The organism is Streptosporangium sp. NPDC023825 (assembly GCF_040639575.1).
In the GTDB taxonomy this organism is placed as follows: Bacteria; Actinomycetota; Actinomycetes; order Streptosporangiales; family Streptosporangiaceae; genus Streptosporangium.
In genome coordinates this window covers 170,913-185,965 of the sequence record NZ_JBFAAE010000003.1, presented here as the reverse complement: position 1 = coordinate 185,965, position 15,053 = coordinate 170,913, and the positions used below count along the sequence as shown (strand labels likewise).

At 71.3% G+C, this 15,053-nt stretch carries 17 protein-coding genes; 9 read left to right on the top strand and 8 right to left on the bottom strand.

All coding sequences use genetic code 11. The features are described 5' to 3' along the window. Positions 1–4: 4 nt before the first annotated feature. From AB0G15_RS04095 to AB0G15_RS04085, 3 genes are all read left to right on the top strand, one after another. Positions 5–724 (top strand): VOC family protein, encoded by a 720-nt coding sequence (locus AB0G15_RS04095; protein WP_362835112.1) that lies wholly within the window; start codon positions 5–7, stop codon positions 722–724. Positions 725–989: 265 nt separating this feature from the next. Next, a complete protein-coding gene (locus AB0G15_RS04090; RefSeq protein ID WP_362835110.1) occupies positions 990–1,622 on the top strand; it encodes an HNH endonuclease family protein in 633 nt (210 codons plus the stop codon). 617 nt (positions 1,623–2,239) lie between these two features. Beyond that, positions 2,240–2,725, top strand: coding sequence for an ATP-binding protein (locus AB0G15_RS04085; RefSeq protein WP_362835108.1), 486 nt, complete (start codon positions 2,240–2,242; stop codon positions 2,723–2,725). Positions 2,726–2,844: 119 nt separating this feature from the next. Here the strand turns inward: AB0G15_RS04085 and AB0G15_RS04080 are convergent, their stop codons facing one another. Together AB0G15_RS04080 and AB0G15_RS04075 are read right to left on the bottom strand one after the other, a co-directional pair. Further along, positions 2,845–4,071, bottom strand: a complete 1,227-nt coding sequence (locus tag AB0G15_RS04080; RefSeq protein WP_362835106.1) for a ribonuclease D — start codon at positions 4,069–4,071, stop codon at positions 2,845–2,847. Then, on the bottom strand, positions 4,068–4,664 hold the full coding sequence (locus tag AB0G15_RS04075; RefSeq protein WP_362681124.1) for a DUF3000 domain-containing protein: 597 nt from the start codon (positions 4,662–4,664) through the stop codon (positions 4,068–4,070). Before AB0G15_RS04075 ends, AB0G15_RS04080 begins: the two co-directional genes overlap by 4 nt. Before the next feature lie 699 nt (positions 4,665–5,363). Between AB0G15_RS04075 and hemE the strand changes: the two genes are divergently transcribed. Further along, the gene (gene hemE, locus AB0G15_RS04070) at positions 5,364–6,401 is read left to right on the top strand and encodes a uroporphyrinogen decarboxylase (protein WP_362835104.1); all 1,038 of its coding nucleotides are present in this window, start codon (positions 5,364–5,366) and stop codon (positions 6,399–6,401) included. A gap of 105 nt (positions 6,402–6,506) precedes the next feature. Here hemE and AB0G15_RS04065 read toward each other — a convergent pair whose 3' ends face one another. After that, a complete protein-coding gene (locus AB0G15_RS04065; protein ID WP_362835102.1) occupies positions 6,507–7,568 on the bottom strand; it encodes a DUF4349 domain-containing protein in 1,062 nt (353 codons plus the stop codon). 136 nt (positions 7,569–7,704) lie between these two features. On the opposite strand from AB0G15_RS04065, the gene hemG reads away from it, so the two are divergent. From hemG to AB0G15_RS04050, 3 genes are all read left to right on the top strand, one after another. Further along, positions 7,705–9,147: a protoporphyrinogen oxidase gene (gene hemG, locus AB0G15_RS04060; protein ID WP_362835100.1), complete on the top strand. Its 1,443-nt coding sequence runs from the start codon at positions 7,705–7,707 to the stop codon at positions 9,145–9,147. A 2-nt stretch (positions 9,148–9,149) separates the two neighbouring features. Then, entirely contained in the window at positions 9,150–9,851 is a 702-nt protein-coding gene (gene hemQ / locus AB0G15_RS04055; protein WP_362835098.1) for a hydrogen peroxide-dependent heme synthase, read from the top strand. A gap of 358 nt (positions 9,852–10,209) precedes the next feature. Further along, positions 10,210–10,779 carry a hypothetical protein gene (locus tag AB0G15_RS04050; protein WP_362835096.1) on the top strand — a complete coding sequence of 190 codons (570 nt, stop codon included), beginning with the start codon at positions 10,210–10,212 and terminating at the stop codon, positions 10,777–10,779. On the opposite strand, the gene AB0G15_RS04045 is transcribed toward AB0G15_RS04050, so the two are convergent. Both AB0G15_RS04045 and msrB read right to left on the bottom strand, forming a co-directional pair. Continuing rightward, on the bottom strand, positions 10,761–10,895 hold the full coding sequence (locus AB0G15_RS04045) for a hypothetical protein (RefSeq protein WP_362681108.1): 135 nt from the start codon (positions 10,893–10,895) through the stop codon (positions 10,761–10,763). The two genes, AB0G15_RS04050 and AB0G15_RS04045, sit on opposite strands and share 19 nt — an antisense overlap. A gap of 170 nt (positions 10,896–11,065) precedes the next feature. Next, positions 11,066–11,467, bottom strand: coding sequence for a peptide-methionine (R)-S-oxide reductase MsrB (gene msrB, locus AB0G15_RS04040; RefSeq protein WP_344746678.1), 402 nt, complete (start codon positions 11,465–11,467; stop codon positions 11,066–11,068). A 456-nt stretch (positions 11,468–11,923) separates the two neighbouring features. On the opposite strand from msrB, the gene AB0G15_RS04035 reads away from it, so the two are divergent. Together AB0G15_RS04035 and AB0G15_RS04030 are read left to right on the top strand one after the other, a co-directional pair. Next, the gene (locus AB0G15_RS04035; RefSeq protein WP_362835094.1) at positions 11,924–12,478 is read left to right on the top strand and encodes an NUDIX domain-containing protein; all 555 of its coding nucleotides are present in this window, start codon (positions 11,924–11,926) and stop codon (positions 12,476–12,478) included. 134 nt (positions 12,479–12,612) lie between these two features. After that, on the top strand, positions 12,613–13,065 hold the full coding sequence (locus AB0G15_RS04030; protein ID WP_362835092.1) for a YbaB/EbfC family nucleoid-associated protein: 453 nt from the start codon (positions 12,613–12,615) through the stop codon (positions 13,063–13,065). A 94-nt stretch (positions 13,066–13,159) separates the two neighbouring features. Here the strand turns inward: AB0G15_RS04030 and AB0G15_RS04025 are convergent, their stop codons facing one another. From AB0G15_RS04025 to AB0G15_RS04015, 3 genes are all read right to left on the bottom strand, one after another. Then, positions 13,160–13,969, bottom strand: coding sequence for a hypothetical protein (locus AB0G15_RS04025; protein WP_362835090.1), 810 nt, complete (start codon positions 13,967–13,969; stop codon positions 13,160–13,162). 16 nt (positions 13,970–13,985) lie between these two features. Further along, entirely contained in the window at positions 13,986–14,375 is a 390-nt protein-coding gene (locus AB0G15_RS04020) for a hypothetical protein (protein ID WP_362835088.1), read from the bottom strand. Positions 14,376–14,617: 242 nt separating this feature from the next. After that, positions 14,618–14,989: a hypothetical protein gene (locus tag AB0G15_RS04015; protein ID WP_362835086.1), complete on the bottom strand. Its 372-nt coding sequence runs from the start codon at positions 14,987–14,989 to the stop codon at positions 14,618–14,620. Positions 14,990–15,053 lie beyond the last annotated feature (64 nt).

Here is a 15,053-nt window from a genome sequence, read left to right as displayed (position 1 = left end):
CGAGATGGCCAACGAGACGACCGTGCCGGCACTGCCCTGCCGATCGATCGACGAGATCGAGGAGTTCTACACCGCGCTGGGCTTCACCAGGACCTATCACCAGGTTCGCCCGAACCCGTACCTCGCCCTACGGCGGGAGGACATCCATCTGCACTTCTTCGCCATGCCGGGCTTCAACCCGGAAGACTCCTACGGCACCTGCATCATCACCGTCCCCGACACCGGAGCTCTCTTCAGCGCCTTCGCCGAGGGCATGCGATCCGCGTACGGCAAGCTCCTGATCTCCGGGATCCCCCGGATGACCAGGCCCAGGAAACGGAAGAACGCCGACAACCTCGCCGGGTTCACGATCGTCGATCCGGGAGGGAACTGGATCCGGATCTTCCCCTCGTCCAGGGACGCGATCCAGGAGGAACCCCCGACCGGCAGACTCGCCACGGCACTGCAGAACGCCGTCGTCATGGGCGACTCCCACGGCGATCACCGGCAGGCCGCCAAGATTCTCGACGGCGCGCTGTCGCGAGCCGGGGACGCGCCGAACGCGGACCTCGTCGAAGCGCTCCTCTACCGCGCGGAGATGGCCCTGGCGCTCTCCGACCGGGAGCGGGCGGGCGAGATGCTGGCCCGCGTGCGCGCGATCCCCCTGGACGCCGCGGAGCGGGAACGGCTGGCCGCCTCGCTGGCCGGCGCCGACGACCTCGAGGCGGTCCTTTCGGCCGGCTGAGATTCGCGGGGATCGCGGCGTTCACCCAATCTTCACGGCGCGTTCGCGGGGAAAGGAGGAGGCCGCGCCTTTTCCCGCGCCGTGTCATCGCAGATCAAACGCATCCGATCATGGACCAAGGCAGTATCCGACCAAGCGCGTCCCAACCCGTCGTCAAACCATGACATTTCAGCATTTGTCATGAGTTGAGACTTTCCGTCTGTCGTCCTCTCGCCGTGCCCAGACCCCCCGACTGGCCGAGGTGGAGCGACAGAAGGGGCCACTCGTGAAACGAGTCGTCACCGGGATCTCCGCTGCCCTCACGGCACTTCTCCTCACCGTCTCCCTGACGACGGGGACGGCGTCGGCGACCCCGCCGAACATCCCCTCGGCGGCCACCGCCGCCGGCAGGCTGGCGACGCTCACCGTCGCCCCGGAGACCAACCAGTCCTCCTACGACCGGTCGCTGTTCAACCACTGGATCACCATCAGCGGCGCCTGCAACACCCGCGAGACGGTGCTCAAGAGGGACGGTACGGGAGTGGTCGTCAACTCCAGCTGCGCGCCCACCTCCGGCAGCTGGTACTCCCCGTTCGACGGCGCCACCTGGACCGCCGCGAGCGACGTCGACATCGACCACATGGTGCCGCTCGCCGAGGCGTGGCGCTCGGGTGCCCACGCCTGGACCAGCGCGCAGCGCCAGTCCTACGCCAACGACCTGGGCGGTCCCGAACTGTGGGCGGTCACCGACGACGTCAACCAGGCCAAGGGCGACCAGGACCCCTCGACGTGGCAGCCGCCGCTGGGAGGCTTCGACTGCACCTACGCCAGGGCGTGGATCCAGGTGAAGTACTACTGGAAGCTGACGCTGCAGAGCTCGGAGAAGAGCGCCCTGCAGGGCATGCTCGCGACCTGCTGAGCGTCTCGTCCCTCCGGCCGGAGGGAGGAGACGCCCGCCGTGGGACCGGTCGGGCCGTACGGCTCGGGAAGACGGAGACGGAGGTCACGGAGGCGGAGGTCGCCGGGCCGCGATGGTGTACGTCGTGCCCGCCTGGGCCGGGAGGGCGACCACGTTGCCGCCGGCGGTGTGGGCCACCGCACCGCCGCCGACCCGGTTGACCACGATCGTCCGGCCGGGCCGGCCACGACGATCGGCGGTACCGCGATCGACGTGCTCCTGGCCCGCATCGCCGAGCCCGGCCGTCCGGTCCGCCGCGTGACGGTGCCCGTGGAGCTCCTCGCGCGGGGATCCGGGGAGTCGGCCCCCGGAGCCCGACGGCCCCGGCCCCGGCCCCGGTCCCGGTCCCGGCTCCGGCCCGGGCCCCGGCTCCGGTGCCGTCGTCGCCCCGCCGCCGGCCCCGCGGGGCGAATGTCCCGGGTTCTTCGCCGGCCGGGTGGAAAGCGCGCGGAAAGCGCCCGGAAGCGCGTACCCGCGCGTGTCGAGACGGACACGAAGGGTAGTCGTCCTTTGGAGGGATTCCCGCGGGAGCGGACGTGACGACGGCGATTCGTGAAACCAGGTGGAGGGCTTCGGGCATGGAGACGGGAAAGCTCGCGGAGGTATTTCTGGACAGCGCCTACGAATCGGTCGGGCGGGCGCGCCGCGAGACGCGCGAGGCCCTCGGCCCGGACCACGTGCTGCTGCCGGACGTCGTCCAGGTGGTCTCGGAACTGCTGGCGAACGCCGTGGAGCACGCCGACCGCGGGCTGGTGGGCGACCTGATCGGCCTGACGCTGACCGCCACCCTCGACTCCGTCCACGTCGAGGTCTCCGATCCCGGCTCCGCCTCCCGCGCCCCGCACATCCCGCGGGACCTGCCTTCCGGGGCCAGGCGCGGGCGCGGCCTGCTCATCGTCGACCGGCTCTCCGGCGGGCGCTGGGGGACCCGAGAGCACGGCCCGGGGCTGGGCCGGACGGTGTGGTGCGCCGTTCCCTACGTGCGGACGGAGCCGTCCGCGGCGGAGGAGGACGAGGCGGAGCGGTTCTCGTCCTGGACCCTCCCGGCGGCCTGCCGGAACTGAGCCGGAGCGTTCCCGCTGGCCGGGGACCCTGGGCCGGAGCGGGCCGGAACCCGGGCCGGAGCGGGCCGTGCCCGCCCGGATCCCGGAATCAATGATCTACTTTGTAAAGGACGGGGGCCTCACGCCTGCCCCTTGATCTCCAGGCGGAGCAGCGCCTTGGCGATCGGATGGGCGGTCAGCCCGATCTGCCACTCGCGGGCGCCCAGCTCGCGCAGCCGGGCGATCACGGCCTCGTCGTCGATGACCGGGGGAGGCTCCCAGGTCAGCCGGCGTACCGCGTCGGGCTGGATCAGGTTCTCCGCGGGCATGTGGTGCTCGTCGGCGAGCGCGGCCACCACGGCCCTGGCGGCGGCCAGCCGGCGGGCGGCCACCGGGTCGCGGTCCATCCACCGGTTGGCCGGCGGCGGTCCGTCGCCGGGAGCGCTGGGCTGCGGCAGCTCCGCCTCGGGCAGCGAGCGGGCGGTGCCGATCGCGGCCAGCCAGTCGCGCAGGTGCCGCCGGGCGCTGCGGCCGGTGAACGGGGGGATGTCGGTGAGCGCCTTGGTGGTGCGGGGCAGCTCCAGCGCGGCCGTGACGATTGCCGAGTCGGGCAGGACCCGGCCGGGGGCGACGTCGGACTCGCGGGCGAGCCCGTCGCGGAGCGTCCACAGCTCCCGTACCACCGCCAGCCCGCGCAGCGAGCGGACCTTGTGGATCCCCGAGGTGCGCCGCCACGGGTCGGAGCGCGGGGCGGGGGCCTTGTGCGCGAGCACGGCGGCGAACTCCTCGCGGGCCCATGCCAGCTTGCCGCTGGAGACCAGTTCCTCGTACAGGACGTCGCGGAGCTCGATCAGCACCTCGACGTCGAGCGCGGCGTAGCGCAGCCAGTCCTCCGGCAGCGGGCGGGTGGACCAGTCGGCGGCCGAGTGGCCCTTCTCCAGCCTGAATCCGAGGACGTTCTCCACCATCAGGCCGAGCCCGACCCGCTCGTAGCCGAGCAACCGGCCGGCCAGCTCGGTGTCGAACAGCTCGCGCGGGTGGAAGCCCACCTCGGCCAGGCACGGCAGGTCCTGGGAGGCCGCGTGCAGCACGATCTCCGCGTCGGCCAGCGCCGCGTCGAGCCCCGAAAGGTCGGGGCAGCGGATGGGGTCGATCAGGGCGCTGCCCGCGCCGGCCCGGCGCAGCTGGACCAGGTAGGCGCGGCCGCTGTAGCGATAGCCGGAGGCGCGCTCGGCGTCGACGGCGACGGGGCCGGTGCCCTCGGCGAAGGCGCGCACCACGCGTGCGAGAGCGGCCGGGTCCTCGACGACGGGTGGGATTCCCTCGCGAGGCTCCAGCAGCGGGACTACGGTCGTCTCATCGGTCACGTTCTGAAGGGCTCCGGATCTTCGCGACGGCGCGGCGGCAGCGCCGCCACGTCGGGTGGCAGGGGTGGTATGCCCGCGGCGAGGCACATCAGGTCGCACCAGGCGGCGACATGGCCGGAGAGGTCCTCCTGCAGCGGTGACCAGGACGCGCGCAGCTCCAGCTCGGTGGTCACCGGGTCCTCGGCCTTGTTGCCGAAGCCCTCGGAGACCGCCCGGGTGACGGTGCCCCCGGCGGCGGCGTAGCCGGCGTCGTGCGCGTCGAGCGACTCGGTGAGCCAGCTCCACGCGACGGGGCCGAGCAGCGGGTCCTCGGTGATCTCCGGCTCCATGTCGGCCCGCACGTAGGCGACGAGCCGGAACTGGCCGTCCCAGCCGCGCTGGCCGTCGGGGTCGAAGAGCACGATGAGGCGGCCGACGGCGAGCTCGTCGTCGTCGCGGTACACCGACGCGCCGATCGCGGCCGAGTAGGGGGCCAGGCGCTGCGGGGCCGGGATGTCCTCCAGCTCGATCTCGGGCCTGACCTCCGCGGGGCGCATGCTCGCCACCGCGCGCCTGAAGGCGGCGGGAGCGGGCGGCGCGTCACCGACGGTCATATCGGAAGCGTAGGTCGAAACTGAGCGCATGGGGACCACTGGGGTATGTGTAGGAGCCATTGGAGCCGATCAAGCCGCTGCCGGCGGCCTGCGGAGGGCGGAGGCGACCCCGCCGACGGGAACTCCAGGAAAGAGCGTGCGACCGCGTCCGGCGCCGGCCCGCCCGGCTCCGGGCCGTTCCGGGCGCCCGCCTCGGCCGTGATCGCCGGAACGGGGTCGTGGTCCGGGAACCCGTCCGCGGGCGCAGGAGGCACGGTGCTCACCGCGATGTTCGGGTGAACTCCACATGGTGGACATCGCACGGGCCTTTCGTCGGGTCGTGGTCCGACGTTGGCACGTCGCGCCGACATTTCCGCGCAGCGTGCTCGGCGTGTCCCCAAAGTGGTGCGGGAATCGATGCCGCGCGGTGAGTTGGCGAACATTTGGACCAGCCGGGGGCCGGGCCAGGATCGCCGATGGGAGGAACTGTACCCGGAAACATGATCGCTTCGCTCCGCGCGACGGCACTTGTCGCGTACCAACATCGGATTTCAGTGGACGAAGCTCTCAAAACCGGTAAGACGCGATCATTATCATCACTTGGCCGTGCCTGGGTGGTGTGAGATGGAATCTCATCGAACAGTCGGTGATTTCGTATCGGTCTCACCGGCCGGCGGCCTTGGTGAGCCGACCGGTCCCCTGGCATGGCACCCTGGTGGGGTGACTTCCGAGCCCGCCGACTCCGCTTTCCTGCGCGCCTGCCGCCGCCGGCCCGTCTCCCACACCCCGGTGTGGTTCATGCGCCAGGCGGGCCGCTCGCTGCCCGAGTACCGGGCGCTCCGCGAGGGGGTGCCGATGCTCACGGCCTGCGCCACCCCCGAGCTGGTCGTGGAGATCACGATGCAGCCGGTCCGCCGTTACGGCGTGGACGCGGCCATCCTCTTCAGCGACATCGTCGTGCCGCTCAAGGCGATCGGCGTCGACCTCGACATCAAGCCCGGTGTCGGGCCGGTGGTGGCCTCGCCGATCAGGGACGCCGAGGCGGCCAGGGCGCTGCGCCCGATCGAGCCCGACGACGTCTCCTACGTCACCGAGGCCGTCCAGGCGCTGACGAAGGAGCTGGGCGCGACCCCCCTGATCGGTTTCGCGGGAGCGCCGTTCACGCTGGCGTCCTACCTCATCGAGGGCGGCCCCTCCAAGAACCACGACCACACCAAGGCCATGATGTACGGCGAGCCGGAGCTGTGGCACGCCCTCATGGACCGGCTGACCGAGATCACCCTGGGCTTCCTGCGCGTGCAGCTCGCCGCCGGGGCCTCCGCCGTCCAGCTCTTCGACTCCTGGGTGGGGGCGGTCTCGCCCGACGACTACCGCGAGTTCGTCCTCCCCTACACCAGCCGGATCTTCGCGGGCCTGGCCGGCCTGGACGTCCCGCGCATCCACTTCGGCGTCGGCACCGGCGAGCTGCTCGGCCTGCTCGGCGAGGCGGGGGCCGACGTCGTGGGCGTCGACTGGCGGGTCCCCCTCGACGAGGCCGCCCCGCGGGTCGGCCCGGGCAAGGCGCTGCAGGGCAATCTGGACCCGGCGATCCTGCTCGCCCCGTGGGAGGTCGTGGAGCGCCGCGCGGGCGACATCCTCGCCCGCGCGTCCAAGATCGAGGGTCACGTGTTCAACCTGGGGCACGGAGTGCTGCCCGGCACCGATCCCGACCAGCTGGCCCGCCTCACCGACTTCGTCCACGAGGCCTCGGCCCGCTGACCGTCCCGCTCATCGAGGACCGCTCACCGAGAACGCTCGCCGGGGTTCGGCCGCAGGGGTTCGTTCGCCCGGCGGCCGAACCCCGGAGGCGTTCACCGGAGGCGTTCACCCGGGGGTGTCGTTCCTTCGCGGGCTCATGGGGACGGGCCCCTCGTCGTCGTCCTCCGCCCTGTCGTCGCCGTCGTCGGCGTCGCCGGCATCCCTGTCCTCGACCGGCGCGGGGTCCGGGTCCGCGGGCGCGGGAGCGAGCGGCCTGCCGCCCCGCCCGCCGCGGCGCAGGCGGAGCAGGAAGGCCAGCACCAGCCAGACCAGGCCGATCAGGACCAGCCAGGGAAGCAGCACGCCCAGCAGCGTCAGGCCGATCTTGACGGCGGCGACGAAGGCGCTCCACCCCGTTTCCAGGCCGCCGAGGAAACCGGACGGCTCGTCGTCCTCCTCCTGGACCACCGCCGCCGGGCCGACCAGGTTCAGCGTCAGCGTCGCCATGCTCGTCTGCGAGGCGAGGGTCCTCTGCCTGGCCTGCAGTGACTCCAGCTCGCTCTCGCGGTTGGAGACCTCCCGCTCCACGTCGAGCACCTCGCCGATGGTGTTGGCCCGCTTCAGCAGCGTGCGCAGCGAGTCGAGCGCGGCCTTGGCCGACTTCAGCCGGCTCTCCACGTCGGCCACCTGCTCGGTGACGTCCTTGGTGTTCTGCTGCAGCGACTCGCGCGTGCCCAGGTCCTTGCCCAGGCGGTCGAGCGTTCCCGGGTAGTTCCCCGGGGGGATCTTGAAGACCAGCGTCGCGGAGCCCTCGCCGTTGGAGTGGGCGTCCGACCTCTCCCTGGCCAGGTAGCCGCCCGCGGTGGTGACGATCTGCCGGGCCCGGTCCGCCGCGGCGGTGACCTCCTTGGCCCTCACCGTCATCTCCGCGGTGTAGACGATCGCCCGGTCCTCCGGGACCACCTTCACCTGGGCGGTGTTCTGGGAGTCGGACGGGGACGCCGGGGACGCCGGGGACGCAGCGGCGTCCCTGGCGGCGGACTCCCCCTCGGGAGCCCCCATGCCGGCGTCGGCGGCGGGTGCGGCGCCGCCGGACGTACTCATTGCGCCGCCACCGCAGGCGGACACCAACAACGCCAGGCCCACCAGGGGGACCGCCAGGCGCGGGCCGTACCGGAATCTGCTCATGAACATCATGACGCCGGGCGCGGCGGAGGGGTTCGGAGAAGGGCAGTCACGATGGCGTCACGTTCTCCGCGCCGTCGGGTCACGGGGGCGCCGGGCGGGATGCGGGGGCGGGCGGGGGGACCGGTACGGTCGGGTCATGGAAGGCAAGCGGAGGCATGTGGTGGTCGTCGGCGGCGGGATCGCCGGGCTGGCCGCCGCGTGGCACCTGCGGAGGCACGGCGAGCACCTCAGGGTGACCGTCCTCGACGGCGCCCCGCGGATCGGCGGCAAGCTCCACACCACCGAGGTGGCGGGTGTGGCGATGGACGCGGGGGCCGAGGCGATGCTCGCCCGGCGGCCCGAGGGCAAGGAACTGGCCAGGATGGCCGGGCTGGGCGAGGAGCTGAGGCTCCCCGGCACCACCAAGGCGGGCATCCTGACCAGGGGCGTGCTGCGGCCCATGCCGGAGGGGCACGTCATGGGCGTCCCCTCCGACGTCCTCGCGCTGGCCAGGTCGGGCGTCCTGAGCCCCGCGGGCCTGGCCCGGGTGCCGCTGGACCACGTCCTGCCGGCCACGCGCGTCACCAACGACGTGTCGGTGGCGGCGTACATCCGGGCCAGGATGGGCGAGGAGGTGGTCGACCGGCTCGTCGAGCCGCTGCTCGGCGGCGTCTACGCGGGCAGGGCCGAGCGGCTCTCGCTGGACGCGACCATGCCGAGGATCGCGATCGCGGCCAGGTCCGAGCGGTCGCTGCTCACCGCGGCCAGGGAGATCGCCGCCGACGCCCCCAAGGACGCCGGGCCCGTCTTCACCACCCTGAGCCGGGGGATGGGCAGCCTGCCCGAGGCCGTCGCCGCCGCCTCGGGGGCCGAGATCAGGACCGGCGTCACGGTCAGGGAGCTGCGCAGGACCGAGGACGGCTGGCTGCTGGTCACCGGCCCCGTCCCCGCGCCGGAGACCGTCGAGGCCGACGCGGTGATCGTCGCCGTTCCGGCCCCCGCGGCGAGCCGTCTGCTCGCCGGGGAGGTGCCCCGGGCCGCCGCCGAGCTGGCCAGGATCGAGTACGCCAGCATGGCCATCGTCACCCTCGCCTATCCGCGCGAGGCGTTTCCCAGGCCGCCGACCGGCAGCGGCTACCTGGTCCCGGCCGTCGACGGGCGCCCGATCAAGGCCGCCACGTTCAGCTCGGTCAAGTGGCCGCATCTGGCGGAGAGCGATCCCGGCCTGGTCCTGCTGCGCTGCTCGATCGGCAGGATCGGCGAGGAGGCCGTGCTCCAGCGCGACGACGCGGAGCTGGTCGCGCTGGCGATGGCCGAGATGGTCGAGGTCATGGGCGTGCGCGGCCTGCCCCGCGACTCCCGGGTGACCCGTTGGGGAGGCTCCCTGCCGCAGTACGAGGTGGGCCACCTCGACCGGGTGGCCCGCATCCGCGCCGCCGCGGCCGAGCAGCCGGGCCTGGCCCTGTGCGGCGCCGCCTACGACGGCCTCGGCATCCCCGCCTGCGTCGCCACCGCCCGCACCGCGGCGGCCCGGATTCTCGACCACCTGGACCCCACGGGAGAATGGCAGAACAGCACCGATTCGTTGACAAAGGGGTGACGATGACGGACGGGAACCCGCGGCCCAAGGCACGCGACCTGAACCAGGTGATCCGCTACACGATGTGGTCGGTCTTCAGGATGAGGGAGCACTGCCCGGGACACCGTGAGGGCATGGCCGCCGAGGTCGAGGAGCTCATGGCCCAGATGGGGCGCAAGGACGTGGTCACCCGCGGCCTGTACGACGTGGCGGGCTTCCGCGCCGACGCCGACTTCATGTTCTGGTGGCACGCCCCGACGGCCGAGGACCTGCAGGAGACCTACTCGCGCTTCCGCCGCACCGGCCTGGGGCAGCTGGCCGAGCCGGTCTGGTCGGCGATGGCGCTGCACCGCCCGGCCGAGTTCAACAAGTCGCACATCCCGGCCTTCCTGGCCGAGGAGGAGCCACGGGGGTACGTGAGCGTCTACCCGTTCGTGCGCTCCCTGGAGTGGTACCTGCTGGACGACGCCGACCGCCGCCGGATGCTCGCCGAGCACGGCAGGATGGCCCGCGAGTATCCCGACGTGCGGGCCAACACCGTCGCCTGCTTCTCGCTGAACGACTACGAGTGGATGCTGGCGTTCGAGGCCGACGAATTGCACCGCATCGTCGACCTGATGCGCGTCCTGCGCGGCGCCGAGGCCCGGCGGCACACCCGCGAGGAGACCCCCTTCTACACGGGGGTCCGCAAGCCCCCGAGCGAGCTGATCGCGGCACTGCCGTAGTCCTTCGCACGTTCCCACGCCACCGCCGGGTCCGGCCCGGCGGCGAGGGCGCGGTTCCCCGGTTCCCGCGAGACCCGCGGGTGCCGGGAGCCTCACGGGCTCCGCGGGTCGCGGGGGTTGCGGGAGGTCCGGGAGGTTTGGGAGTTCCGCGAGGTGAAGAGCGTGCCTCCTGTGACGAACCGGCGAAAAATAATCCCGTGAAGGTCTCTTTACCGCCCCCTGGCTTTGTCATACTCGGGGAAAATCACCTGTCTATGTGAGGCCAAGGGTGAAAAGGGGCGAAGGTCTGGCACGATCCAGGCGGCGTGCTCGGGGGCGCCGGAGGAAGAAGTCTCGCTCGCACGTTCCCGAGGTCTCGGTGGCCGTCGTCGCCTTCGCGGTGGGGGCCCTCGCGGTGAGCGGGTGGTTCTCCGGCGGGGCGGCCCCCGCGGGCGGGACGGCTCGGGCGCCGCTTCCCGGCGACGTGGCCGCCCTGGCGCCTCCCGGGGCCCCGGCGGCCGGCACGGTGGTCACCGCCGAGGTGGACGGGAAGGGCAAGAAGAGCGAGGAGGCGGCCGGGAAGCGGGCCAAGGCCGAGAAGAAACGTCAGAAGGACAGGGAAGCCGAGGCCTCGGGGCCCTCCAAGCACACCGACAAGAAGGCGGTGGCCTACTTCGAGAGCCGTAAGGTGACCAAGCGGATCAAGGACATCCGCATGGTCGGCGGTTATCTACGGATATATACGGACTTGCCGGAGACGGCGGACAACTCGAAGCAGGCGATCAAGCTCTGCGAGGCGGGCGTCGACTATCTCGTCGGAGAGCTCGGCATGCCCAGTCCCGTGGTCTTCGTCCAGGCCGAGTTCGGGGAGAACGGCAACCCGGTCCTGGCCAACGTCCTCGGCCCCGACGACGCCGACTGCCGCCTCACCTATCCGAGTCCGCGATAGTCGACGCGGGGCGCCGCCGAGACCACCCGGACCCTGGTCCTGCCGCAGATCGAGCAGCGCTGGGTGACCACCCGGCCGATGGTCTCGATGATCTCCCATTTATGGCGGAGATGCACGGGAGCTCCTTAGGTGAACACGCTACGGATGTGTCCGGGCACTACGCGTCATCTCGCTTTGCCCCTCCTTGCGGCCGGTTAACCTCCCGGGCGGAGCGAGGTGGCCGTCCGAGCGCGGAAGGCCCCGCCGGATGTCGGTCCGGCGGGGCCTCCACAGGTGAGCCGGTAGCCTACTCGACGGGCTCCAGCCTCAGCGAGACGGAGTTGATGCAGTAGCGGTCGTCGGTGGGGGTCCCGTAGCCCTCGCCGTGGAAGACGTGTCCGAGGTGCGAGTCGCAGGTCGCGCACCTGACCTCGACGCGGGTCATGCCCATCGAGCGGTCCTCGATCAGCGTCACCGCCTCGGATTTCGACGGCTCGTAGAAGCTGGGCCAGCCGCAATGACTGTCGAATTTGGTATCGGACCGGAACAGTTCGGTGCCGCAGGCCCGGCAGCTGTAGACGCCCACTGTCTTGGTGTCGACGTACTCGCCGGTGAAGGGACGCTCGGTCCCCGCCTGGCGGAGCACGCGGAACTCCTCGGGAGAGAGCTGGACGCGCCACTCGGCGTCGCTCTTTACCACCTTGTCCATCCCGCCAGCCTATGCGGTCGCCGAAGCGGGCGGAGAGGCGAGTCCCGGCGTCGGGTGCCCGGCCCGTACGTCCGGCCGGTGCGTCCGAAAAAATCTTGATGGGCGAAGCATCCTTTGATGACCGTTTTGGCGTCTTTAAGGGTGTGGAGGGTGGTTCACCTTCCCGTTGAGGGGTGAAATCACCTGCCGGCCGTCCGCACGCCGCGGATCGGCCACAATGCCGCCGTCCGGGTGGCGCGCCAGCGCCTGGACACCGGTGGGTACGGCAGGTGATTGTGCGGTCCGTCCCGTTGAGTGCCCGGTCCCGCCGCCGCGGCGGCTCCGGGGCGGACCTACCCGTTCCCGCGCGTGAGCGACCCTGATCCCGCCCTGACGGCCCGGTTCCCGGCTGGTCTACGGTTGGTCCCGCGCGGCGGGCGGACGCCCGCGCCTCGACCTCACCCAGGACGGACTCCCTTGAGCGACCCCGGCCCCGGCCTCGACCCCGGCCGCAACCACGGCCTCGACCGCGACCCCGGCCGCGACCCCGACCGCGACCCCGGTCCGGCCCCCGTCGACCCCCGCCCGGCCGGCCGTTCCCACATCGGGGTCAGCTGCAGTTTCGTCTGCCACGACGGCGAGGGCCGGATCCTCCTGCACCTGCGCGGTCCCGGAGCGAGGGACAGCCGTGAGGTGTGGGACTCCGGGGCGGGCGAGCTCGGGTTCGGCGAGGACTTCGAGGAGTGCGTCCGGCGCGAGGTCGGCGAGGAGTTCGGCGCCACCGCCCTGGACCTGGTCCAGGTGGGGGTGGCCAACGTGAGGCGGACCTCGGGCGAACTGCCGACGCACTGGGTGTCCGTCCAGTTCGCGGTGCTGGTCGACCCGCGGGAGGTCACGCCGTCGGAGCCGGACCGCATCGGGAACCTGACCTGGTTCGGTGAGGGCGAGCTGCCGGCCGGCCTCCACCCCGCGCTGCCGGGCCTTCTCGCCCACGCGGCACCCCATATCGGCTGGTCGACCGCGCACGTCTGAACGGTGTCCGGCCGGACCTATCACCGTACGTCCTCCTGTGACCTGATGAGGGCCACCCGCCCGCATTGGGGTCGGATGGGGTATTAGAGTGCACATGACACTCTTTGATCTTGAGTCGTTTCCTGGAGGATCGGATGACCACGGCTGACGGCCGCTTCGGGCGGACTGGCGACCCTGAGGTGGACCGGCTGGCGGAGGGATTTGACAAGCTCTCGGTGCAGTACGAGGGGATGCGCGAGGAACTGGCCGATATGCGGGCCCACGGCGAGGCGGCCGACGGGCTGGTGAAGGTGGAGGTCGCTCCCGGCGGGGCCCTGCTGGGCGTCGACATCAATCCCAGGGCCATGAGGCTGGGCTCCGAGGCGCTGGGGGAGGCGATCATGGAGGCCGTCGGGGAGGCCACGAAGGTGGCGTCCGCCCGGATGGACGAGGTGTTGGCGCCCCTGCTCGGCGGCATGACGGGGTTCAGCGAGGCGCTGCAGGGTCGGATGCCCAGCCTGAACCCGGGGGCCGGTGTCTCCGCGGATCCGCGGGTCGCCGAGGCGCTGCGGAGCCTGCGGGAGCTGCGCGACAAGTACGAGGGCTGACGCGGCCCCGCGCCGGATCGGCGCCGGCGTGGTGCGCGACGGGTGGTCCGACGTGGGGGCGGGGGCACGCCGTGTCCCGCCCCCACATTCGCGATCAGGTGTAGGACCAGCCTTCCCCCGGCGACCTGACCGCGCTCCTGCGCGTGATGTCGTCGAAGTCCGTCTTGCCGTCGGTACCGTCGCTGTTGAGGTTGGCCTGCGGCAGGGGGAACTGGTTGTCCGCACTCATCAGGGCGGACAGATTGCCCATGCTGAAGATGACGGCCGCCGTCGCGCCGACGATCGCGTTGACCGCCGTGCCCATCAGCAACAGCCCGGACGACGCCTGGGTGGCCTGAGCCATCGCCACCACCACGGCACCCTTCGCGGCGATCGGCGGCACGGCCGAGGCCATCATCTGCTTGCCGATCAGCTCGGCGATCTCCGAGGCGATGATGATGCCCAGGAGGCTGTCGACGATCACCCCGGCGTTGCTGACGATCTTCCGGATGTCCGACTGGGCGTCCTGCACCGCGTTGGCCATCTGCGTCGCGGCCATCTCCGTCTGCAGGGCCTCCTGGTGGACCACCGCCATGAACCTGTCGAAGGCCTTGCGGTCCTCGCCCTCCGGCCAGGCGGCCTGGACCGCCTTGAGCTCGTTGTCCCACTCCCTGATCCGCATGTGCAGGAGTTTCAGGTTGATCGTGCGCCAGTCGTTGAAGACCTTGGTGATCGCATCGTCGTCCCACGGCTGGGCGAGTAACCAGACGGCCGCCGCGCCCGCCGCGGGTTTGGCCAGCGTCCCGGCCAGCTGAATCTTCGCCAGGCTGGCGGCCCACGAGGGGCCGATCTTGCCCAGGACCTTCATGCCGCCGATGACGGCACCCCCGGCTACGGCACCGATGAAGACCTCTTCGCCCGCCATGGCGCCTCCTTCCTGTTCAGTCGGTGGGCCCCAAGTCCTTGCCCTTTGTCGCACCTTCGAGGTCGGACCTGTCCAGCGCGATCTTGCCCGGGAGGTCCGCCATCTTCTGTGCGTCCTGTACGCGAATGGCGGTCGCCAGCTCGGCCTCCCGGTAGTGGAGCACCACGCTGAGCAGTCCCGCGTGGATGCCGTCGAGGCATTTGACGAAGTCGGCGGCCTGCTTGGCCTGGTACTCGCGGGCCGGTGTGTAGTTGTTGGCCACCGTGGCCGCGCCGATGGCACCCCACTGGTAGGGGTGGAGATGGGTGCCCTCGGCCAGGGTGCTGACCTGCTCCGCGATGGGGCGGAGGACACTGATCAAGTTCTGCGTCGCGGCCTTGAGTGCCTCGGTGTTGACGTCGACCACTGCGCACCGGCCTCCTGGATGTCACGCGTGCCGCACCCCCGTGGCACGACTCCGGGTTTCCTGTCCATGAACGAGGAGTAAACCAGAGGAGTAAACCAGGAGAATCACCAAGATTGAAGGTGTCTCTCGATCTTTGTGACAAAGATCAAAAAAGCCCGGCACGGCCGAGCCTCGCTCGTCCGTGCCGGGAAGCCTCCCGGGCCCACGCCTACCTGGCGTGAGAGCGGGATCCGGCGGCCGGGTCAGCTCCGGCGGCGCCGCGCGATGGTGAACGTCACGTTCACACTGATGATCCCGACCCACATGAGCACCAGGACGAACCCGAGGAGCGATTCGCTCAGGCCGGTGTAGGACACCGCGATCGTTCCCGGCACCCCGAGCCCGAGGGAGATGATCGCCAGGGCCAGTCGCTGCCCGGCGTCCAGGGAGGGGCGGACTCCGGGGCTCTCCCCGCGGGCGCGGGCGGCGAGCCGGTCGTCCACCCGCTTGTCGATCTCCTGGTCCACCTTCTCCAGGAAACCCTCGACGAGGGAGTCTTCGTACTCCGGCCCGAGGTGCCGGCGGGCCTCGAGCGAGGCGCGCAGTTCGTCACCGGAGGAAGATGTTCGAGACATATTCGAGATATATCGTTTCTTTGCCGAGATGTCCATACGAACGCCGTCCCGGCCTTGCGGAACA